Annotated in this window: 25 protein-coding genes and 2 tRNA genes; 22 read left to right on the top strand and 5 right to left on the bottom strand. The window is 45.4% G+C overall.

All coding sequences use genetic code 11. The features are described from left to right. Positions 1 to 106: 106 nt before the first annotated feature. From glpD to KDM92_RS16380, 5 genes are all read left to right on the top strand, one after another. Positions 107 to 1651 carry a glycerol-3-phosphate dehydrogenase gene (gene glpD / locus KDM92_RS16400; protein WP_212685502.1) on the top strand — a complete coding sequence of 515 codons (1545 nt, stop codon included), beginning with the start codon at positions 107 to 109 and terminating at the stop codon, positions 1649 to 1651. A gap of 182 nt (positions 1652 to 1833) precedes the next feature. Then, positions 1834 to 2619, top strand: a complete 786-nt coding sequence (locus KDM92_RS16395; RefSeq protein WP_212685501.1) for a DUF1700 domain-containing protein — start codon at positions 1834 to 1836, stop codon at positions 2617 to 2619. A gap of 117 nt (positions 2620 to 2736) precedes the next feature. Continuing rightward, entirely contained in the window at positions 2737 to 2901 is a 165-nt protein-coding gene (locus KDM92_RS16390) for a hypothetical protein (RefSeq protein ID WP_212685500.1), read from the top strand. 316 nt (positions 2902 to 3217) lie between these two features. Then, positions 3218 to 4324 (top strand): substrate-binding domain-containing protein, encoded by a 1107-nt coding sequence (locus KDM92_RS16385; RefSeq protein WP_212685499.1) that lies wholly within the window; start codon positions 3218 to 3220, stop codon positions 4322 to 4324. 64 nt (positions 4325 to 4388) lie between these two features. Then, the gene (locus tag KDM92_RS16380; RefSeq protein WP_212685498.1) at positions 4389 to 4754 is read left to right on the top strand and encodes a hypothetical protein; all 366 of its coding nucleotides are present in this window, start codon (positions 4389 to 4391) and stop codon (positions 4752 to 4754) included. A 78-nt stretch (positions 4755 to 4832) separates the two neighbouring features. Here KDM92_RS16380 and KDM92_RS16375 read toward each other — a convergent pair whose 3' ends face one another. Next, on the bottom strand, positions 4833 to 5747 hold the full coding sequence (locus tag KDM92_RS16375; protein ID WP_212685497.1) for a 1-aminocyclopropane-1-carboxylate deaminase/D-cysteine desulfhydrase: 915 nt from the start codon (positions 5745 to 5747) through the stop codon (positions 4833 to 4835). A gap of 96 nt (positions 5748 to 5843) precedes the next feature. Here KDM92_RS16375 and KDM92_RS16370 point away from each other — a divergent pair, with 96 nt between their 5' ends. The 8 genes from KDM92_RS16370 (at position 5844) to KDM92_RS16335 (ending at position 14656) form a co-directional block, all read left to right on the top strand. Continuing rightward, complete coding sequence (locus KDM92_RS16370; RefSeq protein WP_212685496.1) at positions 5844 to 6512, top strand: GGDEF domain-containing protein; 669 nt, start codon at positions 5844 to 5846, stop codon at positions 6510 to 6512. 133 nt (positions 6513 to 6645) lie between these two features. After that, positions 6646 to 8634: a CocE/NonD family hydrolase gene (locus KDM92_RS16365; protein ID WP_212685495.1), complete on the top strand. Its 1989-nt coding sequence runs from the start codon at positions 6646 to 6648 to the stop codon at positions 8632 to 8634. Between the two features lie 166 nt (positions 8635 to 8800). Next, a complete protein-coding gene (locus tag KDM92_RS18915) occupies positions 8801 to 10492 on the top strand; it encodes an HD-GYP domain-containing protein (RefSeq protein WP_212685494.1) in 1692 nt (563 codons plus the stop codon). 17 nt (positions 10493 to 10509) lie between these two features. Next, positions 10510 to 11805 (top strand): bifunctional diguanylate cyclase/phosphodiesterase, encoded by a 1296-nt coding sequence (locus tag KDM92_RS16355; protein ID WP_212685493.1) that lies wholly within the window; start codon positions 10510 to 10512, stop codon positions 11803 to 11805. Between the two features lie 93 nt (positions 11806 to 11898). Next, complete coding sequence (locus KDM92_RS16350) at positions 11899 to 12807, top strand: methylglyoxal synthase (protein ID WP_212685492.1); 909 nt, start codon at positions 11899 to 11901, stop codon at positions 12805 to 12807. Positions 12808 to 12925: 118 nt separating this feature from the next. Beyond that, positions 12926 to 13411: a phage regulatory CII family protein gene (locus tag KDM92_RS16345; RefSeq protein ID WP_189347566.1), complete on the top strand. Its 486-nt coding sequence runs from the start codon at positions 12926 to 12928 to the stop codon at positions 13409 to 13411. A gap of 79 nt (positions 13412 to 13490) precedes the next feature. Further along, positions 13491 to 14090 (top strand): chromate transporter, encoded by a 600-nt coding sequence (locus KDM92_RS16340; protein ID WP_212685491.1) that lies wholly within the window; start codon positions 13491 to 13493, stop codon positions 14088 to 14090. Then, positions 14087 to 14656, top strand: coding sequence for a chromate transporter (locus KDM92_RS16335; RefSeq protein ID WP_212685490.1), 570 nt, complete (start codon positions 14087 to 14089; stop codon positions 14654 to 14656). Before KDM92_RS16340 ends, KDM92_RS16335 begins: the two co-directional genes overlap by 4 nt. 22 nt (positions 14657 to 14678) lie before the next feature. Here the strand turns inward: KDM92_RS16335 and KDM92_RS16330 are convergent, their stop codons facing one another. Both KDM92_RS16330 and KDM92_RS16325 read right to left on the bottom strand, forming a co-directional pair. After that, entirely contained in the window at positions 14679 to 16028 is a 1350-nt protein-coding gene (locus KDM92_RS16330) for an ATP-binding protein (RefSeq protein WP_212685489.1), read from the bottom strand. An 8-nt stretch (positions 16029 to 16036) separates the two neighbouring features. Beyond that, positions 16037 to 16759 carry a response regulator gene (locus KDM92_RS16325; RefSeq protein ID WP_212685488.1) on the bottom strand — a complete coding sequence of 241 codons (723 nt, stop codon included), beginning with the start codon at positions 16757 to 16759 and terminating at the stop codon, positions 16037 to 16039. Between the two features lie 301 nt (positions 16760 to 17060). Here KDM92_RS16325 and KDM92_RS16320 point away from each other — a divergent pair, with 301 nt between their 5' ends. Then, positions 17061 to 17672 (top strand): Spy/CpxP family protein refolding chaperone, encoded by a 612-nt coding sequence (locus tag KDM92_RS16320; RefSeq protein ID WP_212685487.1) that lies wholly within the window; start codon positions 17061 to 17063, stop codon positions 17670 to 17672. 132 nt (positions 17673 to 17804) lie between these two features. Continuing rightward, positions 17805 to 18866, top strand: coding sequence for a M29 family metallopeptidase (locus KDM92_RS16315; RefSeq protein WP_212685486.1), 1062 nt, complete (start codon positions 17805 to 17807; stop codon positions 18864 to 18866). A gap of 25 nt (positions 18867 to 18891) precedes the next feature. On the opposite strand, the gene KDM92_RS16310 is transcribed toward KDM92_RS16315, so the two are convergent. After that, a complete protein-coding gene (locus KDM92_RS16310; protein WP_189347579.1) occupies positions 18892 to 19104 on the bottom strand; it encodes a SlyX family protein in 213 nt (70 codons plus the stop codon). Between the two features lie 152 nt (positions 19105 to 19256). Here KDM92_RS16310 and KDM92_RS16305 point away from each other — a divergent pair, with 152 nt between their 5' ends. From KDM92_RS16305 to KDM92_RS16285, 5 genes are all read left to right on the top strand, one after another. Beyond that, positions 19257 to 19670 carry a GtrA family protein gene (locus KDM92_RS16305; RefSeq protein WP_212685485.1) on the top strand — a complete coding sequence of 138 codons (414 nt, stop codon included), beginning with the start codon at positions 19257 to 19259 and terminating at the stop codon, positions 19668 to 19670. Positions 19671 to 19807: 137 nt separating this feature from the next. Then, the gene (locus KDM92_RS16300) at positions 19808 to 20608 is read left to right on the top strand and encodes a hypothetical protein (RefSeq protein WP_212685484.1); all 801 of its coding nucleotides are present in this window, start codon (positions 19808 to 19810) and stop codon (positions 20606 to 20608) included. Positions 20609 to 20752: 144 nt separating this feature from the next. Then, a complete protein-coding gene (locus tag KDM92_RS16295; protein ID WP_212685483.1) occupies positions 20753 to 22810 on the top strand; it encodes a tetratricopeptide repeat-containing diguanylate cyclase in 2058 nt (685 codons plus the stop codon). 113 nt (positions 22811 to 22923) lie between these two features. Beyond that, positions 22924 to 22999, top strand: a tRNA-Val gene (locus tag KDM92_RS16290). 34 nt (positions 23000 to 23033) lie between these two features. Beyond that, positions 23034 to 23110: transfer RNA gene (locus KDM92_RS16285), tRNA-Asp, on the top strand. Positions 23111 to 23296: 186 nt separating this feature from the next. Here KDM92_RS16285 and KDM92_RS16280 read toward each other — a convergent pair. Beyond that, positions 23297 to 24205, bottom strand: a complete 909-nt coding sequence (locus KDM92_RS16280) for a recombination-associated protein RdgC (protein ID WP_189347587.1) — start codon at positions 24203 to 24205, stop codon at positions 23297 to 23299. Positions 24206 to 24484: 279 nt separating this feature from the next. Here KDM92_RS16280 and argS point away from each other — a divergent pair, with 279 nt between their 5' ends. After that, entirely contained in the window at positions 24485 to 26197 is a 1713-nt protein-coding gene (argS, locus tag KDM92_RS16275) for an arginine--tRNA ligase (RefSeq protein ID WP_212685482.1), read from the top strand. Between the two features lie 74 nt (positions 26198 to 26271). Beyond that, positions 26272 to 26895: an SPOR domain-containing protein gene (locus tag KDM92_RS16270; protein WP_212685481.1), complete on the top strand. Its 624-nt coding sequence runs from the start codon at positions 26272 to 26274 to the stop codon at positions 26893 to 26895. The last annotated feature ends 30 nt before the right edge of the window (positions 26896 to 26925 follow it).

Here is a 26925-nt window from a genome sequence, read left to right as displayed (position 1 = left end):
TTGAAATAAACATGTAGGCACTAGTAGAAAATATACCTATGAAATTTGAGAAAAATCCCTCGAACCGACAAGAATTGATGTAAATCAATAAAACAGTGAGCCTGTGATGTTTAAAGAAACCAGCACGCAACAGTGTGACTTACTCGTCATTGGAGGCGGTATCAATGGAGCAGGAATTGCACGCGATGCTGTTGGACGAGGTCTATCCGTCATCTTGTGTGAAAAAGACGATTTGGCAGCGCACACATCGTCGGCATCGTCGAAATTGATTCATGGTGGCTTACGTTATTTAGAATTCTATGAATTTTCACTAGTTCGAAAAGCTTTACAAGAACGTGAAGATTTGATGCGAATTGCACCGCATCTTATTTTTCCTCTGCAATTTGTCATGCCCTATGTGAATGGATTGCGCCCGTATTGGTTTTTGCGAGCAGGATTGTTTGTCTATGACCATTTGGCGCGACGAGATCTGCTGCCGAGTACGCGTGGTATCGAATTTTCTCAACACGAGAGTGGTGCCAGTTTAAAGTCACATTTGCAACGCGGTTTTGAATATGCTGATGCGTGGGTCGACGATGCGCGTCTGGTGGTGTTAAATGCAATGGATGCGCGACAGCGCGGAGCAAAAATATTGACGCGTACAGCGTGTGAAAATCTTACCGCGCAAAATGGAAGATGGATGGCAGAACTTTGCCACACTGATAATTCTTCGCAGCAGTATCGATTCAAAGTAGATGCTGCGTGTATTGTCAACGCGACCGGTGCGTGGGCTTCGCAACTTCAGTCGCGATCTAATGTCAACAGCTCGCCGCCAAAACTAAGATTGATAAAAGGTAGTCATATCGTGGTCAAGCGCTTGTTTAACCACGCGCGCGCTTATATTTTTCAACATCCTGATGGGCGCATCGTTTTTGCTATTCCCTATGAAAACAACTTTACGCTCATTGGTACGACCGATTTTGAATACCACGGTGATTTGGATAATCTGAAAATTTCGGAACAAGAAATTGATTATCTTTGCGATCTAAGTAACCACTATTTCCGCTCGCAAATTTCTGCTGTCGATGTCGTCCATAGCTTTTCTGGCGTTCGTCCTTTGGTCGATGATGGACATGCCGATGCCAAGTCGATTACCCGCGATTACCGCTTAGAATTTGTCCAATTGCCAGCACCAGCTTTACACGTGTTAGGCGGCAAAATAACTACTTACCGCCGCCTAGCCGAGGAAGCAGTGAATCAGATTCAGCTGGCATTGGGTCTTGCACCCGTTCAGCAAGCATGGACCACGAAAGTCTGCCTGCCAGGTGGGGCTATTTTTTCTGAGGAACCCAGCAATCAAAATGTCCAAGAATTTTCTCGATTTCTGGCGCTTTGTTGTGAACGATATACATGGTTGCCGGCGAAACTAGTTCAGCGTTTGGCGCGTGCTTATGGAACTCGGATTCATCAAGTTTTAGATAATTGTGTTGATGAAAAGTCGATGGGCGAACAAGTTTTAGAGGGCTTATATGCTTGCGAAATCGACTATTTAATTCAGCATGAATTTGCGATGACGGCACAAGATATTTTATGGCGCCGCTCCAAATTGGGTTTGCACCTATCTGCAGACGCGGAGCAAATTCTTACCCACTGGATACAAACGCATCAGTAAAGTTTTGCTCGACCAACTCTTTTGCGGCGTTGGTTTGCATTTGCGTTTATCCCTCAAAATTACCTTTTATTCCTTTTGATTTGCAATGCGTCGCTATTCGATATCGCGCGATTCTGCTTCGATTTACAGTGGCATCATCGTAGAAGCGCAATTGCATAGATCAGTAATAAAGGGAGAACAGGATGAACAAAACGGAATATATGAACACCTTGCGTCAAGAATTGCAGGGTTTGCCAAGTGCGGTCGTGACTGAAACCGTCGCGCATTATGAAAAACAATTTGCAGATGGCCTTGCTAGTGGTAAAACCGAAGCAGAGGTGATTGCGCAGTTGCCAAATCCACGTTTGCTGGCTGCGCAGAAGCGTGCCAACATGCGATTCCAAAATCTGAAAAATGATTTTAGTTTAGGTAATGTGTTTAGCCTGTTCATCGCTGCAATCGGTTTAGTGATCTTTAATTTCTTTATGCTGATCCCGGCTTTTGTTTATGGCAGTTTCTTGTTTGTTGCTTATCTCAGTTCCTTAGTGATTTATGGCGCAGGCGTTGTCACCTTCGCTGCTAGCGTTTCCGGGGTGCCGCAAATGGAATTTAAGCTGCCCACGCACCATCATCGCGTTTATACCAGTGAAAACCATCGACAATATCAGCACCGCGAAGGTGCGGTGACGATCAACATCAGCGAAACGGGTTTAACCGTAGATAAAGGAATGAATCGCAGCGGTGTTAGCAGGGAATTTGATACCAGTGATTTTTCTCGTCTAGATAAACACGCTAATATCATTACGATTAAAAATAAGATGCAGGTGCAACATACCTTTTTGGGAATTGGCTTGCTGTTGCTTGGTACTTTCTTGTTATTGGCGTGTGTATGGATGACGCGGTGGTCGGTGATTGGCTTTGGTCGGTATTTAATGTGGAACGTGAATTTACTGCGCTCGACAGTACGATCTGAACCAGCGCACGCATGAACATTGTGAATCTTGTGTGCTCGCATAGTCGGTAAATTGACGCAGGATCATGGGATTAGCCCAAGGTGGTATAGATTTTTTAGAATCGCGAATTCAATTTTTAATGAGGAGCTAAATATGAAAATATTTTGGAAAGCCGCGAGCGTTTTGATTATTTTTGGTTTTGCCTTAAGTGCGCTGACGATGCTTGTGATGCGTTCGCATGCAGTATCTGAAGTGGATGCGGCAAAAGCCAAGGTGAATGTGGTGATTGAGCCAGCCAAACCAGCACCACAAAAATAATCGCTGCGGTATATTGCAGAGAAATCCCTGATTTGCAGTTCGCTGCATCAGGGATTTTTTTGCGTTGCAATACGAATGAGTCCTCTTTAATTTTAGTTGAGGGATTCGAACATGCCTTTTTCAGGGTGAAAACGGCGAATGCTTGGTCAATTAGGAAGAATTGTGCAGAGTTGCCACACACAAACATCGACTTTTCATCGTCTCAATTGCACTTGTGTGCGTTCTAGGCTAATCTCTGAGCGCTTGCGTTTTTTCATCTATTCAATTTGCCATGAAATTAGCGCTATTGATTGTTCACCCTGATTGATCTGGATTTATGACTACTCTTCACAGTAAAAGCTTAATCGTAATGCTGTTTGTGTCTTGCTTCATGACTGGGGCACAAGCGCAGCAAAATTCCATGCAGTTTTTGAGTGCCGCAAATGCCAAAGTTGCCAAGGCATCTGCACTAAAATCAAAATGGGATGGCCCAACCTCTGGACCGCAATTGCAGAAAGATAAGAAAATCGTTTTTATCGCCCATGATATGAGCGATGCAGGAACCTATGGTGTGTTCACTGGGATGCGCGAAGCTGCAAACGGTACCGGTTGGCAAATATTGCCACTCGATTGTCGTGGTCAGTGTAATCAAGGGGCGGGTGTTGTTCGGCAAGCCTTGGAAATGAAGCCGCATGGAATCGTGTTGGCTGGAGTTGATGCTGCGAGCCAAACGAAGGGATTAACCGCTGCGGCCGAAGCTAAAGTACCAGTTGTCGGTTGGCATGCGAGTTTTAAATCTGGGGCGGTACCCGGATTATTCACCAATGTCACGACTGATCCTAAAGATGCAGCACAGATTGCCGCCTTGTTTGGCGCAGCGGAAGCCAGTAATAAAACGGGTATTGTCGTTTTTACTGACACATCATCGCCGTACATGGCAACGAAGTCAGGAGCGATTGTCGAGGCGCTGCGTCAATGTGACGCTTGCCGTATTTTGAGTACGGAAGATTTGCCCTTGGCAGAGTCACGTAAAAAATTTCCTAGTGTGATCGAGGGCTTGGTGAAGCGTCATGGTTCTAAATGGACGCACGTGATCGCAGTTAACGATGTTTACTTTGATATGATGGACAAGCCTGAAATTGAGAAGTTGATCGCGGCGAATAATTTACGTGGTATTTCGGCCGGTGATGGTTCCGCAACTGCGTATAAGCGTATTCGTAAAGGTGATTTGCAAATTGGTAGTGTGCCGGAGCCTTTGAATTTACATGGTTGGCAATTAATGGATGAGTTGAATCGTGCGATGTCAAAAGTGGCACCTAGCGGTTACAATGCACCCTTGCATTTAGTTACCTTGCAAAATATTACCTACGATGGTGGTGGTAAGGATGTGTTTGATCCTTCTAATGATTTCCGTGCAAAGTATCTCTCTTATTGGGGTAAATGAGCTGAGTCAGCTGTCACACTAAAAGGGCGAATTATTCGCCCTTTTTTATTTGAGAAATTGAATCATGAATAAAGTAGAGGCGATCCAAATTGCCAATGAATCTTTAATGGCGAATGCATTAAATGAAGGAAATACACAATTTTCGCAATTGGTCCGTTATGTCAGCGACGAGGGATGGTGGTTGAATATCCCGCTGGCGAATTTTCGTAAAGAAAATCATTTTTTACTGTGTAGTGAAAAAGCCAGAATGATTCGTCACCTGATGTTAAAGCCAAATTGCATATTGAGTCCTGCAACCAAATTTCGCGTGAAAGATGGCGTCGCAGATGTCTTTATCTCCGCAGCTAATCCTAGAAAGTTGGTTGACGTACTACAAGGCGGTAGTAAATATAGCTTTAATAAACATTTGATCGATGAGCATCGTTTTTAGAATCAATTTACTGTTGGAGGAATGATTAAACACACCTATTCGTACCTCTGATTCGACGTGTGAAGGCTGCCGTTGATCTCACTGAGTTGAAGTTAAATCGAATCCGCGATTTCCTTGCAAGCCGCCAGTGTGAATCGCAATTACTTTTTCTCCTTCTTTAAAGTGCTTGCTTATACACAATTGATGTAAGGAGTAAAACATTTTTCCGGTGTAGACAGGCTCCAAAGGAATATCGGTTTCAGCAGTAAATTGCTCGCAAAAATGCATTAATGTTGGTGACACTTTGGCGAATCCACCGTGGGTGAACTGGTGCAATATCTCAAAGTTATCGAAGTGAGTGTTCTCTGCCGCGAGCAATAATTGTTGAACGTCAGATTTTAAATAGCCGGCATTCTGTACTGCTGCGATTCCAATCACCCGACCTTGGTTGTGCATACCCATGACGATGCCTGCTAGCGTGGCGCCGGTGCCGCACGCAAGTATGATCGTGTCTGGTATCCAATCAAGTTCGTCAATTAGCTCAGCGACTCCGCGCACCGCTTCGGCGCTACTGCCACCTTCAGGTAGCCAAAAATACTCTGCTGGATCAGTCTCTATCCATCGTTGCCAGTAGTTTGGGTTGAGACGCAATTCGCGATAATCCAACCTAGACAGAAAATGTAGTCGCATTCCTAAGCTCTGACAATCTTGCAGTGTTGGACTCAAACTAGTTTGATTATTGGGGACTAGGCCTCGAACTAAACCAGTAGTTTTTAATCCGAGCAGATGTCCAGCATGGGCGAGTGCATGTAAATGATTTGACCATGCGCCGCCCATCGAAATTAAGTTTGCGCGCTGAAGTAAGGCCGCCGATAAAGGATATTTGAGTTTTCGGAATTTGTTACCGGATACTTGCGGGTGCAGCAAATCGTCACGCTTCACCCATAGCGCTATACCAGGAAAAAGTTGACTCTCGATTATCTGTAGCGGTGATGAATACGACATAAAATGCATAGTGCTTGCTGAACGTCTTTAAAGTGGCTATTGTAAGCCCAATTATTGAGCGCACTTGGCTCAATAGCCCGAATTTGATACTTGATTAATCAATCCATGAGTGCGAATCGCATGCCAAGAAATACCAAACAAACTATTCCTTTTGCTCAGCAACAATTGCTTGAAGCGATAGCACAAATCAAAGAAGGAAGTAGTAGGGAAGATGTGCTGCCAAAGTTAGAAGCGGTAATGGCGCAATTACAAACTTTGGTCACACATGATCATTTGACTGGTGCTCTGAATCGCAACACGTTGATCGAACGGCTCGATGTTGAATTGCAGCGCTCACAAAGAACCGGACACACTTTTACGGTGGCGATCATCGGCGTCGATCGCTTACCTGAAATTATGGAAAAGCATGGCCAAGATGTGACTAAGCGCATTTTGCAGGTGCTAACACACGAGGCCTTGCAGGTTTTACGCAGCCTCGATTCCTTTGGACGTATTGGTGCGACCGAGTTTGCGATTGTGATGCCGACGACTTGGCTAGATCAAAGCGTGAAGGCGATGGCGCGCTTGAAGCAGAAAATGGGTGAGTTTGATTGGGCCGAACTGGCGCCTGAATTAGCGATCAGTTTTTGTACAGGGTTGACCGCGAACTCTCCTGGCGATAGCGCAGAAAAAGTTCTCGCGCGTGCTGATCAAGCTTTACGTCAAGCTCGACTGCAAGGTGCCAACTCGGTAGTCCAGATCGAAGCCGACTTACCGGATTATAAACCCGACTAGACGCGAGTTCGATATAGATCATGCTGTCACAATGGTGTGTGCAATGAACTTATTTCGATAAGCGATGGTCAGACAAAACGACATTATTTGTTCTTGGCCTAGACTCACTTTTTCGTTCTTGAAAGGTTGCTTGATGAAACTCCGCACCCCTAGCTTATTGTTCCTTGCTTTATTTTGTGGCGCTTTAGGCGCGCAAGTGTCGACTATCGCACATGCGTCAACTACAAATTCGACTACAAATTCAACAACAAATCTTACCAATCTTGCGGCGCAAGATGAAAAGGAGAGCCCTGCGCAGAGGGCAGAATATATCCGTAAAAATTATACAAAATACGAATACCGTATTCCGGCTCGCGATGGCAAATTATTGTTTACTTCAATTTATGTTCCTAACGATGCTAGTGCGAGCAAACCTTATCCGATTTTGTTAGTGCGCACGCCGTACACCGTCGCACCTTACGGCACGGACAAATACAAAACACGCTTAGGCCCAACTTTTGAGTACGAAAAAGAAGGCTTCATTTTTGCCTTCCAAGATGTGCGCGGAAAAAATATGTCGGAAGGCGAGTTTGTGAATATGCGTCCACATATCAGCAAAAAGGCAAGTAAAAATGATGTCGATGAAAGTAGCGACACCTACGATACGATTGATTGGTTGGTAAAGAACCTACCTGCGAATAACGGCAAAGTCGGGCAGTGGGGGATTTCTTACCCTGGGTTTTATACATCGGCAGGTGCAATTGATTCACACCCTGCATTGAAGGCAGCATCGCCTCAAGCTCCGATTGCTGATTGGTTCCGTGGCGACGATATGCACAGAAATGGTGCGTTTAATGTGCAACTCGCTTTTAGTTTCTTCAGTGGATTTGGTAAACCTAGACCAGTACCAACTGACGTTAATAATGATCGTGGCTTTGACTGGGGCGTGCCCGATGCTTATCAATTCTTTTTGGAATTAGGCTCCCTCGCCAACGCCAATACGAAGTATTTTAAAGGTGGCATTCCATTTTGGAATGAATTGATGGAGCACCCGAATTACGATAGCTACTGGCAAGCCAAAAATTTATTGCCGCACTTGAAGAACATCAAAGCAGCGGTGATGACGGTGGGTGGTTGGTACGACACTGAAGATTTGTATGGCCCACTTCAAACATACAAAGCGATCGAAAAAAATAATCCGGGAATCAATAACACCCTAGTCATTGGGCCGTGGGTGCATGGTGGTTGGACGAGTACTACAGGTGAAAAAATTGGCGATACGAATTTTGGCTTTAAAACTGCGTATAGTTATCAACCGATCGAATTCGCTTTCTTCAAACATCATTTGAAAGGCGGTCACAAGCCAGCCTTGCCAGAAGCATGGATTTTTGAAACGGGAGCGAATCGTTGGCGTAGTTTTGATAGCTGGCCGCCAGCCAATACGCAAACCAAGTCTTTGTACTTCCAGGCGGATGGTAAGCTCAGTTTCAATATGCCGCAGGATAATTCCTTAAGTTTTGATGAGTACATCAGTGACCCAGCGAAACCAGTGCCCTATACGACTGAGATTGGTAATCGTTGGAGTAATCAATACGTTGCAATGGATCAGCGTTTCGCTAGCAGTCGTCCCGATGTTTTGACTTATCAAACTGAAGTTTTGGAACGTGATGTGACATTCGCAGGACCATTAGAAGCATCTCTATTTGTAAGCACGACAGGTAGTGACGCAGATTTTGTCGTGAAGTTGATTGATGTTAATCCGAACAAAATGGATAGCGCAGTTGGTGAGCCGAATCGTGGTGCGCAACAGATCTTGGTGCGTGGTGAACCGTTTAGAGCACGTTTCCGCGATAGTTTCGAGCATCCAAAAGCGATGCAGCCAAATGAAGTACATGCGGTTAAATTTGCCATCAATGATGTGATGCACACCTTTAAACGTGGTCACCGCATCATGATTCAAGTGCAATCGTCTTGGTTCCCTTTCATTGATCGCAATCCACAAAAGTATGTGGACAATATTTATCAAGCGAAGGATAGCGATTTCATTAAAGCCAATCACCGTTTGTACCGCGGTGCAGGTAAGTTAAGTCGTTTGCAAGTTCAAGTCTTGCCTGCGTTGGATGAAAGTATTCAAGCAAAATAATTCGCTTCTTTCTGTAGGAAAAAACCCGCAATTATCGAGAAATTGCGGGTTTTTTTTCGTCCATCATACGCCTAGCGAAATAAACTCGTTATGATTAGGTCTATATGCAAAATTATGCAGAATAATTTTGTGTCGAACTTCAATTATTTAAAAAAGTGATGGGCTTGTGAGTACTCAGACGTATCAATTATGTGAAGCATTACGCATACGCATTGATGATTTACGTTTGGGAATGTTTGTCACTGAATTGGATAGGCCATGGGCACAAACACCGTTCATGCTACAGGGCTTTCTGCTGAGCGATGCTTTAGATCTTCAAACGCTACAAGGTCTAGTTAAAGAGCTGGTTATTGATCCGCGACGTAGTAATGAGCACGCGCTTGTTCATCTACCTTATGAGCGTTTGTATGAGCTGCGTACTTATGATGAGGTACAAGCAAATCCGCGCAATGCACTTGGGCATCGGGTAGAGATCGATCAACAGCAAGGGCAATTGGATCGTGTGGTCGCTTGGCTACATAAAAAATTTGTCAAATCTGATTATGTGGCGACGCGTCGGCTACGTCATCACCATAAAAAAACTTTGCATCATCGAAGAGTGCATAGCCACCCTAAGCCGGAGCTAGTACAAATCGAAGCGGAAACCCATCTGCATGAAACCACAGCAGATGCATTAATGCGAACCCATACTGGAGCAACCAAACAATTTGCATCAATGATGCAGGGGATGGAACCACGTGAAGCAAGCCAAGCAGATCTAAACTGGTGGGAACGTTGGTTGCGTTGGAGTCAGTATGGTCGGCATTTGCATCGTTCCTTGTGGACGCGCCCTAAGCATAAAAGAAAAAAGATACATCGTCCCGACTATATTCCCGAAGATATTCATCTGGTGCACTACCGCGATCAACGCAGTATGGCAGAGGAGCTAACGCGCGCGCGCGAAGTGATTGAGAAGGCCGATAGTTTGATTAGTAATCTCCATCAAGATTTAAGAAGCATGCAGTCGTTGGAGTTAAAAGAAGTTTTACCCACAGTACAAATTTTGACCGACAGCGTGATCTCCAATCCTTCTGCCATGATGTGGTTACTGAAGATGCGTTCTGAAAATGTGAGCGTTGTCTCGCACGCGTTGAAAGTCTCTGTCTATATGTTGACCTTGGGAAGGCATATTGGGTTTTCTAAATCGCAGTTGGTGGAACTCGGATTTATTGGTTTGCTACTGGATATCGGTAAGTTGGAGATACCAGAAGCCTTGCTCAAAAAGCCAAGTAAGTTGTCGCCCGCTGAGGCGTCGATAATACAAACGCATGTGGATGCCAGCATCTCATTGCTAGAGGCGCAAGAGCCTTTAAGTCCGAATGTCAAAATGGGCATTAAGCAGCATCATGAACGTATGGATGGTAGCGGTTATCCACGTGGCTTAGCTGGTGCAGAAATTAGTATTTTTGGCAGAATGGCCGCGATTGCAGATAGCTTTGCGGCGATGACCTCAGTCCGACCCTATGGTGAAATTCGCTCATCATTTGATGCGATGAAAGAATTGTTCAGAATGGCGCAAGGCCAGTTGCATGCGCCCTTGGTGGAAGAATTCGTGCAGGCGATAGGTATATTTCCGGTTGGCAGTTTGATTCAGCTAAGCACTGGCGAAGTGGCGATTGTATTGGAACATAACAAAATACGTCGACTAGATCCAAAAGTGTTGATCTTGACGCGTGCCGATAAGAGTCTGTTAGAAAAGCCATTGATGTTTGATTTGATGCGGCAGGATTTAGTCGGCGACGCCGAGCGCATCAGTATTTTACGTGGTTTGCCCGATGGCGCTTACGGCATCGTTTGTCATGACTTCTACCGCGCTTGAAGAAAGAATCGCTTGCTATGTTAATCGGTCAAAAATACGCATTGATTGAAAGTCTTGATGAATTTATGTCGACCTTGGAGGCAGAAATTCAACAGCTTGATGATTCTCATATGGTTGCGGTGTTGGTCTTGTCTTTACAACGTAGTGATCGCTTGCAAGCTTTGCTAAATGCACATTATGCGCAAATTGTGAAAGCACATTTTTGTGAGGCAATATCACCTAGTTTGCGTGTGAAAGATCGTTTTGTGTTTGCAACCGAAAACGAGTGTTGGTTCATTTTGCCGCATTTGAGTTCTGAAGCCTTGGCAGTGCTAGCCGGACATCGCCTTCTAAATGCCTTGAGCTCACCAATCAATATCGAATCACACACTATTTTTTTTCATCCCCGTCTTGGTATTGCATGCGCCCCGCTTCATGCTAAATCCGCAGTAGAGTTGGTGCGCAATGCGGAATTGGCATTGCGCAATGCGCAGTCCAATAATTTACGCTTCGATTTAGCTCGCGTGACACATGATCAACGGCATGGCCCCGATGATTTGCCGCGCGCGATAAAACAAGTATTAGACGACAACGCTTTAGAAATTCGTTATCAACCCAAAGTTGATTTGCGCTCAAAGAGCATCAAGTCGGTTGAGGCTTTGGTGCGATGGCCATCTGACCATTCGCAACGTGTCGCGACCAATTTATTAATTGATACAGCAGAACAATTTGGTTTGATTGAGCAATTGACCATCCAAGTTTTTAATAAGGTTTTGCAAGAAGCTGCTGATTGGCAAGTACAGGGTTTGCAAGCGGTGGTTTGGATTAATTTGTCGGCACGCTTACTGGCAATGGAACAGTTGCCGCGCGTATTAGAGCGACTGTTACAGGTCTGGAATATGCCTGCAACGTCGGTCGGACTTGAGGTTACAGAGAGTGCGTTTATTCACGATATCGAGCATACGACTGCGCTTTTGTTTGAGTTAAAAAATTTAGGTTTTCGTTTATCGATTGATGATTTTGGTACCGGGTATTCATCGCTCGCCTATCTGCGTCGCTTCCCCATTGATGAGTTAAAAGTCGATCGTGTTTTTGTGCAGGGAATGTTTAGTTCGCAAGCGGACAAGCAAATCGTTCAAAGTATTATTGGCTTAGCACATAACTTTGGCTTATCGGTAGTCGCCGAGGGTGTGGAGCAAGAGTCGACTTTAAACGCGCTGCGCTCAATGGGCTGTGATGAGATTCAAGGATTCTATTTTGCACAGCCAATGCCCGCGCAAGAGTTGATTACTTGGTGTGACGAATTTAGGTGTCAAGGGGCAGCAAGATTGTAAGTTGTTGGGTGACTGTGCAGCACATCATTATTGAGCTTTTTTTAGAGAAATTCTTAGAAAATTAGTCGTAAAGTAAATTAGAGAATGATCACCATGGATACTGCCTTAGGTTCAACCAGACCACGTTTGCGGATAGGCTTAATCGCCAATCGGGCACATCAAGACGCGCCTGATTCGGCGTTGGTTCAGCTGTTTCAACGCGCCAAAAAATCGATACAAGCCTTGGATATTGAATGGGTCGTGGTCGGGCGGACTTTGGACGCAATCCAAACTCACGGATTAACGACGCTTTGTCAACCGCATGTGCGATTTCCGTATGGTCGTGAAGGCGGCTTGATGAAGTTAGTTGCACACGTGGTTAACAGCGATCCGCATAATTCGATTGATGCCGTCATCTATCTGATTGATCCGGTCGATCACTCTTCTATTTTTCCAGAAGCATTGGCGTTAAAAAGGCAGTGTGTTATCCATCGAAAGCCATTTTTATCGACGCTTGCTGCTGCATGTGAGTGGTTGGAGTTAGAGGCGCTTGCGCAGGGTGATCGTGATCATGTTGGCGACGGCGTAGGATTGAATTTGTCACAAGAGAGTATCGCGCTCATCGCCCACGATGCGCTCAAACAAAATATGTTGCAGATCGCAGAAAAACATTTTTCTTTGTTGGATCAATTTGCGCATCGCTATGCAACTGGAACAACGGGCTCCCTGCTCAATCAATTGGCGCAAAAAATCAAGGGTGAGCAGGCTGGACGTAATTGGGTGAAACCCTTTTTATCGGGGCCTATGGGCGGCGATGCGCAAATCGCAGAACTAGTTTTAGATCAGCAAATACGACGAATTTTGTTTTTGGAAGATCCGCATGTTGCACGTCAACACGAGGCGGATATTCAGCTGCTCGAGCGTGCTGCGCGAACTGTCACCGACTTTGCTTTAGTGATCAGCGATGGTGAGGGCAGTGATCGTTGGTTACGTTTGTTGAATGAACGCCTAAAACTAGTCTAGATTGCAAGACTTGGTTATTTGGATATTCATTCGGTACAATGCAAGATCTGCTCGCCTTGGTGCGAGCGATTTTGTTTTTAGATAATTTATACATTACTGTATTTCGAAAGAAAAGATTATGACACGCCGCTATTCGGATATGAATCAACATGACGCTTTGTACAAGGTTGCCCGCGCTTATCCGGGCGGCTTGGATGCCTTGGCTGCGCGTATGCAAATGTCGGTGAATGTGTTGCGAAATAAATTGGCGCCAGGGATAGAAACACACTATCCATCTTTTGAAGAGACGTCCGTCATTATTAGTTTGTGTCATGAAGCTGGTGTTAAGGATGCATTGTTGCCTTTGCACGCGATGTTGGCACGTCATGGCATGGCTGGATTTATCGTGCCAGAACCGCAAGAATTTACCGATGATGATTTATCGCAAACCGTCTGTCGCGTGATGAGTCAAGTGGGTAATGCTGCTGAAGCGGTATCGGAAGCGATGATGGATAGAGTGATTACTAGCATGGAAGCGGATTTGATTGAACGTGAGTTTCAATCTGCCTTGACCGCAATTGGCGAGTGGCGCGCAAGAATTCGTCAGCACCACAAGACTAGCTAATACAGCATATTTAATCCCCACATTTTTGTCAGTCGTTTTGTGCAATTTCGGTGACTCCGCCCGAGCACCAATGTAAACCATGTCGGAACAGCCATCACATACAGCAGCAAATCTGCCGCGTTCGCGTGCTGATTTATTTTGGTCGTTCACAATGCTTGCGATGCAAGGATTCGGTGGTGTGGTGGCGATTGTGCAACGTGAATTAGTCGATAAAAAACGTTGGATGACCCGAGAGGAGTTCGTCGAGGAATGGGCCGTTGCGCAGGTGATGCCGGGGCCAAATGTCGTGAACTTGGCAATGATTATCGGCAATCGTTTTTTCGGTCTCGCCGGCGCTTTATGTGCGCTAGCTGGGATGTTGTGTTTTCCTTTGATGCTATTGCTACTGGTCGTCATTTTGTATGGCCAAGTGGCACACCATCCGGCAGTCGCCGGAGCCTTGCGCGGCATGAGTGCGGTTGCCGCTGGAATGATTATCGCGAGTGGCTTGCGCTTGTTACCTGTATTGAAAACCCATCCACTTGGGGTATTTGGTGCTGGCTTGATTGCCTGTCTGAGTTTTATTGCAATTGCATTTTTGCGTATTCCTCTGTTTTTTGTTCTACTGACGTTCGGTAGTATTTCTATGGGGCTGGTGTATCGCCACTTACAACGCCTATTGAGGCCGCCTTCGCCATGACACAGTTGACCTACTTAGACTGGTTACAATTCTTCTCACATTTTTTAATGTTGTCCTTGTTGTCGGTTGGCGGTGCGGTATCGACTCTACCGGAAATGCATCGCTACCTCGTCACGCAACAGGCGTGGATGAGTGAGGCGCAATTCAATGCCTCGGTCGCATTAGCGCAAGCGGCACCGGGCCCGAATGTATTGTTTGTTGCTTTAATGGGATGGCATGTCGGAGCCAATACTGGAAGTAATTGGGTGGCATTATTGGGAGTGCTGATTGCTATGGTGGGAATTATTTTGCCTAGTGCCACATTGACCTTTAGTTTTGCTAATTGGAGCCACAAAAATCGTGATTTGATTTTGGTGCGTAGTTTTAAATTGGGCATGGCACCGATCGTGATTGGTCTATTGATCGCAACAGGATGGATTATGGCAAGTGTGCCACACGAAAATATCCAGCCATGGGCGGTGTATCTTTTGACTGCGGTGGCAGCAATCGTTGTGTGGCGCACGCAAATTCATCTACTGTGGCTGTTGAGTGCGGGTGCTTTACTGGGATGGTTTGGGTTAGTTTAGTTGAGTCTTGATTGCGCCTGAATTAAGCCTTGATGGGCAAACTTAAGCGAACTTCTAAACCACCTTCAGGTAAATTGGATAGACTGATTTTACCGTTATGTTGTCTAGCAATATTCATGGCGATAGTTAATCCCAGCCCCGTTCCCCCTGTCTCACGCGAACGCGAAGTTTCGATCCGATAAAATGGTTCAAATACACGATTTTGCTGATCTGGCGGAATCCCATTTCCGCTATCTCTGACGCAGATATGCAACCACTTTTGCCGAGCTTCTGTACTTTGCAATAAGTGGATTTGCGCACGATGACCATATTTGATTGCATTGTCGATCAAATTATTTAGACAACGACGTAATGCTTGCGGCCTCGCCATGACAGTGACTTTCGACTTGTCAATTAAATTGACCTCATGTCCAGCATCATTCGCATCAGTGCAAATGCTATCCAACAAGGAATCAATATCTAAGGCTTGTAAGCTTTCATTGCTATCCATGCTGCGTGCCAAGTCTAGACCTTCCTTTACCATCATCTGCATATTCGAAAGATCACCAACTAACTTATCGTGTAGCTCATGATCGTTGACTTTTTCTAAGCGTAAACGTAGGCGTGTTAGCGGGGTTTGCAAATCATGCGTAATCGCTGCCAGCATTTGTGTTCTTTGCTGGATGTGATCACGAATGCGTAGCTGCATGAAATTAAATGCACTGATCGCCTGACGAATCTCTCTTGCGCCAGTCTCGATCAAAGCAGGGCGATTGATGTCTTGCCCCAAATCAGTCGCTGCTTGGGCTAGCTGTTGCAAGGGGCGAATCGTCATGCGAGACACCAATAAAGCAAGAGCCGCGATACACGCCAAAAATAGCGCTAAGTAGTAATAAGTTTCGGCCTGAATCGGTGTTGATGGTGGCTTGGCTGGAAAGATGGTTTGATGTAAGCCTGAGCCATCACTTAAAACAAAAATTAAAGCTTCGCAAGAATCAACTGGGCCACGGTCATCTGGACGAATTAGACAATTTTCCGGTGCAGGGGGCAGCGGAATAATTTTGAATGATTTACTCAAGCGCTCACTGAGTGCAATTCCATAAGGTGTACTGGCTTGATATGCCGGCACATTGGTTGGAACAGGAACGACTCTTAATCCAAAACGATGAATCGCTTTGAGTAAGCCCTCGCGATTCGCCGCGGGCAAATCATCAATCGCATGGATTAATTGCTCGGCATGTTTAGCACGATCGGCGCGATACGAGCTACGTTCATTACTAATACTATTTTGGCGTTCACCAAAAGCCAACCACCAGGTTAGTGCGGCGGAACATAGGATACCCAGTAACAGAACTGAAAATATGCGAACCGAAATCGTGTCAAAGCGTTTCATGTGTTGGCTTACACTTCAGAGTTAACGTTGACTGTCAGAACGTAGCCACCATTGCGCACTGTTTTGATGATTTGTGGAGAGCGCGCATCTTCGCCTAACTTTTGTCGCAAGCGACTAATTTGAATATCAATTGAACGATCAAACGGATCTGCATCGCGTCCTTGTGTCATGTTCAACAATTGGTCACGATTGAGCACCGTATTAGGTTGATCCAGAAAGATGTTTAATAATCGATATTCTGAGCCGGATAAGGCAATCACGCGATTGTCGGGACTGATTAAGTGTCTTGCGATTAAATCTAGAGTCCATTCGCCAAATTTCAATTTTTGTGGTTTGTTAATATCGCCATGTTCGCCGTTCGCTTGTGTGCGACGTAATACGCTGCGGATACGGGCTAATAATTCTCGAGGTTCAAATGGTTTGGGCAAATAATCGTCCGCCCCCATTTCTAATCCTAAAATGCGATCGAGCGGTTCGCTACGCGCGGTCAGCATCACTACCGGGATAGCTGATTTTGCGCGTAAATTGCGACATAAGGTTAAGCCATCCTCACCAGGTAGATTGAGATCCAAGACGATCAGATCAACCGTTTGTTTTTCTAAGTTCGCCCACATACCCACGCCATCTCCCGCAGTGAGGGTGGTATAGCCATGCGTTTCTAAGTAATCCGCCAGCAAGCTGCGGATTTCACGATCATCATCAACGATCAAAAGTGTATTTTGCGTATCCATAGCCATATTATTGATCAAGCTTTCTTGCTGTGCATAGAATTCGATAGAGAGATTTGTATCGACTTGTTATTGCGCGCAAAAATTGAAACAAACTGAAACATGCGGATCGAGAATCGCTAGGTTAGTTACATCGAGAAACACTGTTTGTACACAGCGACATTTACTTCTTACAAATGTAGCGCACTATGTGATTCATGAGCTCGGCGTAGTGAATTGAACCACATAAAATTTTTAACCGTCGATGCCATTGAGTAACACCAAAAATTTTAAGTGAAATTTCATTCAAAAAGGATAGATCATCATGAAACTTTTAAAAAATACAATCGCACTTAGTCTCGCTGCTGCGACTTTATTGCTTGGAGCGGGAGTCTATGCACAGCAAGAAAATGATACGACGAATGCCGCATCGACTGCGAGTGCGCCAAATCGTTTTGAGGAACAGGGTAAGCGCATGCACCAACGACATCAAGCAATGCAAGCAGGTATGGAAAAACATCGCGCTCGCTTGCATGAGCAATTAAAGTTGACCCCACAACAAGAAGGCGCTTGGGCCACATTTATGGAAGCAACTAAACCACGACAAGCACCTATGTCGGATGCCGCTAAAGCTGAGCGACAAGCAATGGTGTCGATGAACGCGCCGGAACGTATGGAAAAAATGTTAGGACATGCAAAAGATCGATTGGCACGCATGCAGCAACATCTGGATGCGTTAAAGACTTTTTATGCCGTATTGACACCAGAACAGCAAAAGATTTTTGATGCTAATCACCAACGTATGCACCAACGCATGCAGCATCGTATGAAAATGCGTATGCACGAAAGCAAGCAACATCGTATGCAAGGACGAATGCGCGACGCTGGACATATGCCAAGTCAAGCAGAACCTATGCCAGCAAAGACTTCGAAATAATCAAACTTGTGTGAAATAGTTGCGTAATCTCGCGGTAGGTAGATGACTATCCGATAAAATGGAGGCTTAGCTGAACTAGCCTCCATTTTTCTTAGCCCTGCTCTGTTTTAGCGCAGAACGGGTCGTGATGACATGACTATCCTTAATTTAAATTGCAGTGAGAATCCGATTGTGAGTTTGCCAGCATCTGCTGTTGCGGAGGCGGCACGACATGTAAAACAAATTGTGCAGACTTGTTTTTCTCATTCATCGCAGCATAAAGCGGTGGTCGTTTATGATTTGCGTAGTGATTTAGCCATCGCGTTGACGGACGCCTATCGACAAGCCCTACCAGAAGCTGAATTCATCCATTTTGATACGCACAGTGCTGAGCAGGTGATGGCATGTTTAAACGCCCTCGCGGCGGGCGATCTGGTGATATTAGTTCAAACGACAAATTTCCGTATGGATGCTTACCGAGTTCGGGTCGAACTCTTCAAGCGTGATTTGAAAGTGATTGAACATCCGCACTTGGGACGCATGCCAGCAGAGCAAGCATTAATTTATATTGATTCCTTGGCTTATGATGCGCAGTATTACCGTGGAGTTGGACGTGGTCTCAAGCAGTTAATTGACCAGGCGCCGTTTGCTGTCATCGATAGCGGTGAGGGCGCAGAGTTGGTGTATGCGAGTCCATTTGAGGATGCCAAACTCAACATCGGTGACTATACTGATATGAAGAACTGGGGCGGACAATTTCCCATAGGTGAGGTATTTACCGAGGCGAAAGATTTAGCTGCCGTCAGCGGTAAAGTCCGTATTTTTGTCTTTGGTGATACCTCGTTTTCGGTCAATAAACCGGATAGGCCGATTACCTTGATAGTCGAGCGCGGTCAAGTTGTCGAGGTACTTGATTCAACGCCTGAATTTGACGAAGTGATCGCAAAAATCAAGCACGATGAACATGTGGTGTGGGTGCGTGAGTTGGGATTCGGTTTAAATCGCAGTTTTAATCGCGAGCGCACGGTGAGTGATATTGGCACCTATGAACGGATGTGTGGGGTTCATTTATCCTTGGGTGCTAAGCATGGTATTTACGGCAAGCCGAATTTTAAGCGTGGCGATGGTAAATACCATGTCGATGTGTTTGCTGTCACAGAGTCTGTTCGTCTTGGTGAGCAGATTGTATTTAAAGACGGCGCATGGGTGGTTTAGTCTTGTGATTGTTGCGTTATTCGCGTCAATAATGAGGCGGACGTTCATCGACTGGCATTTGACGTTGACTCGCAGCGACTGCAACTTCACGCAATCGAGCAGCTAAAGCGTGACAGAGTTTTTCGAGTTCATCGATTTTTTTCTGCTGTTGATAAACTTGGGTATTGAGGGTTTCAACCAAATCATCTTGGCGACTGAGGCGAATTTCTAAGTCTATCAATCTTTCTTCGACGTGCATGCTTTATCCTAATCTGGTGCTGTGATATAAGTGTTCATTCTAGCGCATCCCCGCTTATATCTGCTTTAGATCATCGGTATCTCGAATTTGAGGGCGAACTTTTCTATTAGCCGAATTAGACATTTCTAACCTTGTTTCAATCGTATCTCTTGATGAAAAAGCTCATTCATAGTCCGGCCTTTCAACAATTTCTGCGCTTCGCTTTGGTTGGCTTATCCGGCACTGGCGTGCAGTATTTGAGTATACAAATCGCAGTGGTGACTGAATTTGCGGTGTTGGATAAAGCACCCGCTGTGACTGGCTCGGCGATTGGTTATTTACTCGGCTCGCTGGTCAATTATATTTTGAATTATTTTTTTACTTTTGATAGTGGTAAGTCGCATGTCGAAGCCGCTAGCAAATACTTTGGTGTGCTCGCTGTGGGTTGGGGCATCAATTTTGGCTTGATGAGCTTGCTGGTTGAGCATTTGCATATCTGGCATTGGTACGCACAGATATTTACTACGGGTTTCGTATTGTGTTGGAACTTTGCTGGTAGCAAGTTGTGGGCATTTAAGGATCACTAGGGCTTTACTATTGAAGCCGTCACAAATGCAACGAAATGGCAGTGTCAAATTCGCAGTGGAGTGACTATCAGGTAAAATCAGGTGGCAGGTTTTTCACCATTCATAGAGATACACAACAGTCATGAGCGGGAGCTTACGTGTTTAAAAATATTTTTAGTAAGCTGTTTGCGTCATCAAATCCAGCTGTAGCGGAACCTATTCCTGCCGCAGTTGCGACCACCTCAAGTTCGTCTCAGTCCACCGATGTATCTGAACAAAATCAGCAAAGTCAGCTAGCTCAGCAAGATCCTTTATATGCGGTCAAACGTGGAGGAAAAGAGATTGCCTCGAAATTGTTCATGGCAATGTCGACCGAGCGAGGCATACATCTTGAGTCCTTATTAAGTGCGTTGGGAGCGCTCGCTGGATACGCATGTCAAATTAGTGTGCGCGAGATTTATGTGCAGCAGCAAGGTCGACCAGTTAAAGAGACTTTTATCGTGGTGCATAGCAAGCAAAATGGCTGCACTTATTATTTTGGCGATTTATTGAATCGTCCTTTGGTTGAAAGTCGGTACTCAGTATGGTCATTAGCTTCAGGTGCGACGCAAAAGCTTGGCTTGCAGCAGCTAATTGATTTGCATGATATTTTTAAACATGTTACCGATACTTTAGGTAGTCAACATTTTGGTATCCCTCGAGTCGATGTAGAACATCAAGCCAAGGAAACGCCATGGAATTATGTGAGTTTTTTGTGGCCACAATTATTCCCCCTAGCACAAAGTTTTTGTAAGAATCCGGCAGACTGGCCAATTCTGTTTGGGGTCGCAGTTCAAGAAATTCTGTTTGCAAGTAAAGATCTGATTGCGCCAGAGCTTGCCTTGCGTATCGTGATGGAGAGTGCGATCCCAATGTCTAAAATATACTTGCCGGATCACGTCGGTTTGGTGTCGACTTGAGTACTCGTATGAATTGTTGTGTAGGGTCTTGAGGTGTCTGTACTTTCCGCAAAACAATGTTAAGATAAAGCAATATCAAGTATCTTTAGCTGTCGCCTTCTTTCCTCTTTTTGCTGAATAAATTTTTTAATTTGAGGCATTTCTATGGCATACCAGCGTAATCGCATTCTCGTGAAGCTTGTATTGTTACTCTCGTTGGGCTTAAGTGCTTCTGTGTATGCCGACCTCAAGTCGGATATGGCGCGATTAGAGACACTTCAATTATTAATCGAAAAAGATAATCAAGCCGCACTTCAGCAGCTCAAAGAGTTTTATGCTCAGTTTAATCAACAAACGGATTATCAAGTTCGTATTGATACATTGCGAGAACTTTCTTACGCTTACTATGATGCTGGCGATATTCCTGCCAGTGATCAAAGCCGTGCCGAAATTTTGCGCTTGGCCAAACTACAGAATGATCAAGAAACCGTCGCTTTAATGCAGCTTGATGACGTCTTCAAATTGCGTGACGCGGGGCAATTTGATGCCGCAGTTGCTAAATTAGATGATATCGCCAGAGCGATTAAAGGAAGCACCAAACCAGAAAATCTAATGCGCCTTGAGATTTCGTATGGCGCAATTTATCAATCTGCCAGCAAATTCGAGCAGGCCTTAAGTCATTACTTAGAAGCATTGCGCTTAACTGACCAGTTAAGCCAGCGAAAGTCCTTAACGAAAATACGACGCTTATCAGCTTTGGCTAGTTTGTATTTAACTATGCAAAACCCCGAGCAGACTTTGCTGGTGACCAATGATGCACTCGCTCTATCTGGCGAAGTAGACTCGCCGCGTTTGATTGCTTCATTAAGGCAAAGTCAAGCGATGGCGCTGGGGGATTTAAAGCGTTATCCCGAAGCTTTAGTCGCCTATGAGCGCGCATTGAAGGCGGCGCAGGACGCAAATATTCCAAAGATGGAGGCGCTAATTCTGAGCAATATTGCGGATTTGCATTTGCGCACGCATAGTTTTGTTCAGGCCGAAAATATGGCGCGCAAGGCGCTCAAGAAGGCGGAATTGATTCAAGATGAAACCTCGATTTTCAACGCTAAAGCAAATATCGGTTTTGCACTTGGTGGACAAGGCAAAATTTCACAAGCCATGGAATACCTCACTCCGGTATTGAAGCAATCAAGAGATCAGGGAGATAAAGCAGATCTTGAGGCGACGGTGGGTGAAATTAGTCGCATGTATGAGCAGGCGAAAATGTATAAAGAAGCATTGGAGTACACGCGTGAACAGCAAAAGTTGAGTAATGAGTTATTTCGGGCCGACCGATCCAAAACTGTCGCAGCCTTGCAAGAACAGTTCGATGCCGATCAGCGTAAGAAACAAATTGAACTGTTGGCGCGCGAAAATCAGATTAAAGATGCCGATATAAAAAATAGCCGTTTGCAGCAAATTGTGACTTTGCTGGGTGCGATGTTGACTATCATGGGTGGTATTTTCATCTATATGCTTTACCGAAAAGTGAAGCAAACCAACCAGCGCCTAGAGGAAGTGAATCAGCAACTTGAGTTTCATTCGGTGCGAGATCCATTAACCGGACTTTACAATCGTCGCTCCTTCTTAGAAATGATGAAGACGCGATCAGAAGATGTGTCGCCGGAGCGGCGCGAAGAGGATCACGAAGGTCCAGATTGCTTGATTATTATGGACATTGATCATTTCAAGCATATTAATGACACTTGGGGGCACGCCGCAGGTGATGCTGTTTTGATCGAAGTCGCAAAACGTTTGCGTAGTGCAGTGCGCGATACCGACATGACCTTGCGATGGGGCGGAGAAGAATTTCTTATATATGCACCTAAAACCAAACCAGCTTTATTGGCTTCTTTGGTAGAGCGCGTATTAAAAGTGATTGGTTCGACACCCGTTGTGGTGGGGAATAACACCATTCCGGTGACGGTTAGCGCGGGTTATATTTCTTTGCCGTTCTCCGGCGTGCCGGAGTCTGCATGTAATTGGGAAAAGGCGATGCAGTTAGCGGATATGGCGTTGTACATGGGCAAGGTGAATGGACGAAATCGTGCCTATGGGCTGTTAAGCCTGTTGGTTCCGTATGAACAAGCCTTGCCTGAGCTAGAGCGAGACTTCTCTGCAGCGATTAAACAAGGCATGATAGAAATTGCCATAATCACCGGGCCAGCGACGAATTCAAATTGATTTTGATAAAAATGCAGAGACCCACTAGACATATTCTGAAAATGTGCCTATAATCTTGTTTCTGTCGTTGCTGATGACACAGCAAACAACTATTTGAACTAAGCAGGTTATATGGGTGCTTAGCTCAGTTGGTAGAGCGGCGCCCTTACAAGGCGTAGGTCGGGAGTTCGAGCCTCTCAGCACCCACCATCAAATAGTTAGGAAGCAGATTCGTTTCTAAAACGGAGTGGTAGTTCAGTTGGTTAGAATACCGGCCTGTCACGCCGGGGGTCGCGGGTTCGAGCCCCGTCCGCTCCGCCAAGTTGTAGAAAAAAACGCGCTAAGGCGCGTTTTTTTTCGTCTAAAAAAAGCTGTCGGATCAAAATTGCTTGATAGTGCAGATTAAAGATTCAGGTAGGATGACAGTGTGTCCGATCGGTAGTGCATAAAAACTAAAAGCCAGCTTTCGCTGGCTTTTATGTATCAGTCAATTTATCAAAAAGCTGTTTAGGCTGCTAGAGGATCGGCTAATTGGCCGCCTAAAGAGTAGACGATGTCATCAAGCATCTTGGCGAGTTCAGAAGCCATCAATAAGAAATCAGCATCAAAGCGCTCATTTTCATCTGCTGTGCGCTGGTCTTTGTCTTCATTCAAGATATCTAATGGCTTGATGCGTTTCAGCGCCAAGTTTTCAGTTAAAACGAAAGAGATTTTGTCATCCCACGTCATTGCCAACTTGGTACATTGCTTGCCAGCTGCGATGTGTCGTTGCACATCGTCTGGATCGATAGAGTGTCTTACGTAGCGTACTGTTGCTTTATCTTCGGTGTGAGCGCGCAGCTCGGTATCTTGGTCTATGGTGAAACCTTTTGGTGCTTCATTGCCTGCGAGCCAGTCCGTCATCGCTGTTTGTGGTGATACTTTGGTGCGTAAGCTTTCCATAGGAATTTTGTCGCACTTCAAGAGCAACTTAATTACTTCGTCCGCCTTGCTCGGACTGGAGCTGTCGATTACTAGCCAGCCATTGACGGGATCAATCCAAACCCAAGTCTGACGCGTGATGGAGAAGGCGCGTGGCAATAGCTCGTCTGTTACGCGTTCTTTCAAGTCTTTCATGGCTTTACGGCCTGGCGCGAAGCCTTGTTGTTCTTCAAGTTCTTTCGCGCGCGCTTTAGTGACTTGATTGATGACGGAAGAAGGCAATAATTTCTTCTCAGTTTGCAAAAGCAATAATAATTGTTGATTGACGCTGTGTACCAAGCTGTCATTGTTGCGCGGTGAGGCCCAGCCCTCGCTTTGCATGTCACCAGAGCCAGTATTGGAAAAAGACTGTGATGCTAATTGCATATTTAATTGATCAACATCGACTTTCCATGGCGCTGGAAGGCGGAAAACTTGTAAATTCTTAAACCACATGTGCAGTCCCAAAGGAGAGGAAAAGCGGCTCATTCTACACGTTCGACCGCCTCGTGTAGAAGCTTCTGTGTAGAAAATTCACAGCAAAATTTCAGAAGAGTAGTAGATTGCTATGAATGCTGATTTGGGCGAAATGAAGAAACTGCGGCGTTTTTATTTGGCGTAAGTTGGATTGCCGCAATTTAGCTGGCGTACAAAGGTTATAATGCAGACTAATTTTCTCAAAAATATGGGCGCGTTTTGAGACTTTCGCGCGCCGCAAAAAACTCATCACATATTATGTTAGCTCAGCAAAAACAAGACATCCTCGAAGCAATCAAAAATACGGTCGCACCAATTATTGCTGGTACTGAACTTCAGCCGACAATTGCGCTCGAGCGTCCACGCGATCCTTCACATGGAGACATCGCCTGTAACATCGCGATGCAAATCGCCAAACCTTTAAAGAAAAATCCACGCGAGTTGGCGCAGCAAATTGTCGATGGCTTGTTGGCGCTAAATCATCCTTTGATCGCTAGTGCTGAGTTGGCTGGACCAGGTTTTATTAATTTACGTGTGACGGCTGCTGCGAAACAAGCTGTGGTAAAAACAATTTTGCAGCAACAAGAACAGTTCGGCAAAGGTAGTAAGGGTAGCGGTAAGAAAGTGATCGTTGAATTTGTCTCTGCCAATCCAACCGGTCCGCTACACGTTGGTCATGGACGCCAAGGTGCGCTTGGTGATGCTTTGTCGGCATTGCTTGAGGCGCAAAGTTACGAAGTTACCCGTGAGTTCTACTATAACGATGCTGGTGTACAGATTGGTAATTTGGCGTTATCGGTGCAAGCACGTGCCAAAGGCTTTAAACCAGGTGATGCAGAGTGGCCTGAATCTGCTTATAACGGTGAGTATATCGCCGAGATTGCGCAAGATTTCTTGGCGAAAAAAACCGTTTCCGCCAGTGATGGTGCACCTGTGACAGCCAGTGGCGATGTCAATGATATTGATTCTATCCGCCAATTTAGCGTGACTTATCTGCGTAATGAGCAAGATATTGACTTGCTGGCATTTGGCGTTAAGTTTGATAACTATTATCTGGAATCTTCTTTATACACTGACGGTAAAGTTGAAGCTGCGGTTGCTGCTTTGATCGCTGCGGGCAAGACTTACGAACAAGATGGCGCTCTATGGCTGCGCACCACAGAATATGGCGATGATAAAGATCGCGTCATGAAGAAATCGGATGGCACTTATACCTATTTCGTCCCAGACGTCGCGTATCACGTAGTGAAATGGCAGCGTGGATTTAGTCAAGCGATTAATGTGCAGGGCAGTGACCATCATGGCACCATAGCGCGTGTCCGCGCAGGCTTGCAGGCAGTGAATCAAGGCATACCACAAGGCTACCCTGATTACGTTCTGCACAAAATGGTGACTGTGATGAAGGATGGCGAGGAAGTGAAAATTTCCAAGCGTGCAGGTTCCTACGTCACTGTGCGAGATTTGATTGAATGGTCCGGTGGCGGCGATGTACAAAAAGGACGCGATGCTGTGCGTTTCTTCTTGATCTCACGTAAAGCAGACACTGAGTTTGTGTTCGATGTCGATGTGGCATTAGCGAAATCAGATGAAAATCCTGTGTATTACGTGCATTATGCGCACGCGCGTATTTGTCGGATGTTGGCACAATACAGTGAAGCAGAAGCCGATTTGGCTGCTTTGAAAGAAGTGGATTTGTCGCCATTGACGGCTGCACGCGAGGCTTCTTTATTGCAAAAACTAGCTGAATATCCTGAGATGCTAGAAAAAGCTTTAGAAGAATTGGGCCCACATCAAGTGGCTTTCTATTTGCGTGATTTAGCGGGTGAATTGCATAGTTATTACAATGCTGAACGTGTGTTAGTCGATGACGAGCCAACCAAATTGGCGCGCTTGGCGTTAATCTTGGCAACGCGTCAGGTATTGCGTAACGGCTTGAGTTTAATTGGTGTCTCCGCACCAAACCAAATGTGAGACGTGAAAATTCACGAACACTTGGTTTAATTAGCATCGTTATTCTTCAAAAATAAACGTACAACGAAAATACAATGAAAAGTGCAAATCAATTTGCTCGTCAATCGGGTAACACCTTAACAGGAATCATTATTGGTTTAGTGATTGGATTAAGTATTGCGGTGGTCGTAGCTCTAGTCATCAACAAAGCATCGACACCGTTCACAAACAAAAATGGTAAAAGCGATAAAGCAGATTTGCCAGTGACGCAGATGCAAGATCCAAATAAACCACTCTACGGCAGCAAAGATGCGGTGAGTTTGGCAGCAAAAGAAGTGGCAGCTAGTAAAGCTGCGGAAGCAGCGAAACCAGCCGATGCCTTGGCGGCAGCAGCTAGTGCTGCGACCGCACCAGCGTCAGCTGCTGCAACACCAGCCGTACCAGCACCAACCACTGCGTCAAAGCCAGAGGCCAGCGACGATAAATACATCTATTTTTTACAGATCGGTGCATTTAAAGAAGTGGCGGATGCTGAAAGTGCGCGAGCCAAATTGGCCTTGGTTGGCGTTGAAGCAGCAGTTTCTGAGAAGGCTGGTGAAAACGGCGTATTACATCGCGTGCGCGTCGGTCCTTTTGATAGTTTCGATGCAATGAACAAAATGCGCGCGAAGTTGTCTGAGAATAGTGTAGAGACCGCGATTGTTCGATCTGCTAAGTAAGCTTCCAAGCTATTTTGAATTCAAACCTTA

It is taken from the genome of Affinundibacterium baiyunense (assembly GCF_018139645.1).
Lineage (GTDB): Bacteria > Pseudomonadota > Gammaproteobacteria > Burkholderiales > Burkholderiaceae_D > Undibacterium > Undibacterium baiyunense.
The sequence above is the reverse complement of the archived record's forward strand: the minus strand, read 5'-3'. Positions and strand labels throughout refer to the sequence as shown.

What these genes read in the sequence shown, in the direction of transcription:
- KDM92_RS16385 (WP_212685499.1), top strand. Translation starts at nt 3,218, where the DNA reads ATGACTACTCTTCACAGTAAAAGCTTAATCGTAATGCTGTTTGTGTCT.
- KDM92_RS16365 (WP_212685495.1), top strand. Translation starts at nt 6,646, where the DNA reads ATGAAACTCCGCACCCCTAGCTTATTGTTCCTTGCTTTATTTTGTGGC.
- KDM92_RS16280 (WP_189347587.1), bottom strand. Translation starts at nt 24,205, where the DNA reads ATGTGGTTTAAGAATTTACAAGTTTTCCGCCTTCCAGCGCCATGGAAA.
- argS (WP_212685482.1), top strand. Translation starts at nt 24,485, where the DNA reads ATGTTAGCTCAGCAAAAACAAGACATCCTCGAAGCAATCAAAAATACG.
- KDM92_RS16395 (WP_212685501.1), top strand. Translation starts at nt 1,834, where the DNA reads ATGAACAAAACGGAATATATGAACACCTTGCGTCAAGAATTGCAGGGT.
- glpD (WP_212685502.1), top strand. Translation starts at nt 107, where the DNA reads ATGTTTAAAGAAACCAGCACGCAACAGTGTGACTTACTCGTCATTGGA.
- KDM92_RS16335 (WP_212685490.1), top strand. Translation starts at nt 14,087, where the DNA reads ATGACACAGTTGACCTACTTAGACTGGTTACAATTCTTCTCACATTTT.
- KDM92_RS16305 (WP_212685485.1), top strand. Translation starts at nt 19,257, where the DNA reads ATGAAAAAGCTCATTCATAGTCCGGCCTTTCAACAATTTCTGCGCTTC.
- KDM92_RS16375 (WP_212685497.1), bottom strand. Translation starts at nt 5,747, where the DNA reads ATGCATTTTATGTCGTATTCATCACCGCTACAGATAATCGAGAGTCAA.
- KDM92_RS16270 (WP_212685481.1), top strand. Translation starts at nt 26,272, where the DNA reads ATGAAAAGTGCAAATCAATTTGCTCGTCAATCGGGTAACACCTTAACA.
- KDM92_RS16320 (WP_212685487.1), top strand. Translation starts at nt 17,061, where the DNA reads ATGAAACTTTTAAAAAATACAATCGCACTTAGTCTCGCTGCTGCGACT.
- KDM92_RS16330 (WP_212685489.1), bottom strand. Translation starts at nt 16,028, where the DNA reads ATGAAACGCTTTGACACGATTTCGGTTCGCATATTTTCAGTTCTGTTA.
- KDM92_RS16355 (WP_212685493.1), top strand. Translation starts at nt 10,510, where the DNA reads ATGTTAATCGGTCAAAAATACGCATTGATTGAAAGTCTTGATGAATTT.
- KDM92_RS16295 (WP_212685483.1), top strand. Translation starts at nt 20,753, where the DNA reads ATGGCATACCAGCGTAATCGCATTCTCGTGAAGCTTGTATTGTTACTC.
- KDM92_RS16340 (WP_212685491.1), top strand. Translation starts at nt 13,491, where the DNA reads ATGTCGGAACAGCCATCACATACAGCAGCAAATCTGCCGCGTTCGCGT.
- KDM92_RS16380 (WP_212685498.1), top strand. Translation starts at nt 4,389, where the DNA reads ATGAATAAAGTAGAGGCGATCCAAATTGCCAATGAATCTTTAATGGCG.
- KDM92_RS16315 (WP_212685486.1), top strand. Translation starts at nt 17,805, where the DNA reads ATGACTATCCTTAATTTAAATTGCAGTGAGAATCCGATTGTGAGTTTG.
- KDM92_RS16325 (WP_212685488.1), bottom strand. Translation starts at nt 16,759, where the DNA reads ATGGATACGCAAAATACACTTTTGATCGTTGATGATGATCGTGAAATC.
- KDM92_RS16390 (WP_212685500.1), top strand. Translation starts at nt 2,737, where the DNA reads ATGAAAATATTTTGGAAAGCCGCGAGCGTTTTGATTATTTTTGGTTTT.
- KDM92_RS16345 (WP_189347566.1), top strand. Translation starts at nt 12,926, where the DNA reads ATGACACGCCGCTATTCGGATATGAATCAACATGACGCTTTGTACAAG.
- KDM92_RS16310 (WP_189347579.1), bottom strand. Translation starts at nt 19,104, where the DNA reads ATGCACGTCGAAGAAAGATTGATAGACTTAGAAATTCGCCTCAGTCGC.
- KDM92_RS16370 (WP_212685496.1), top strand. Translation starts at nt 5,844, where the DNA reads ATGAGTGCGAATCGCATGCCAAGAAATACCAAACAAACTATTCCTTTT.
- KDM92_RS16350 (WP_212685492.1), top strand. Translation starts at nt 11,899, where the DNA reads ATGGATACTGCCTTAGGTTCAACCAGACCACGTTTGCGGATAGGCTTA.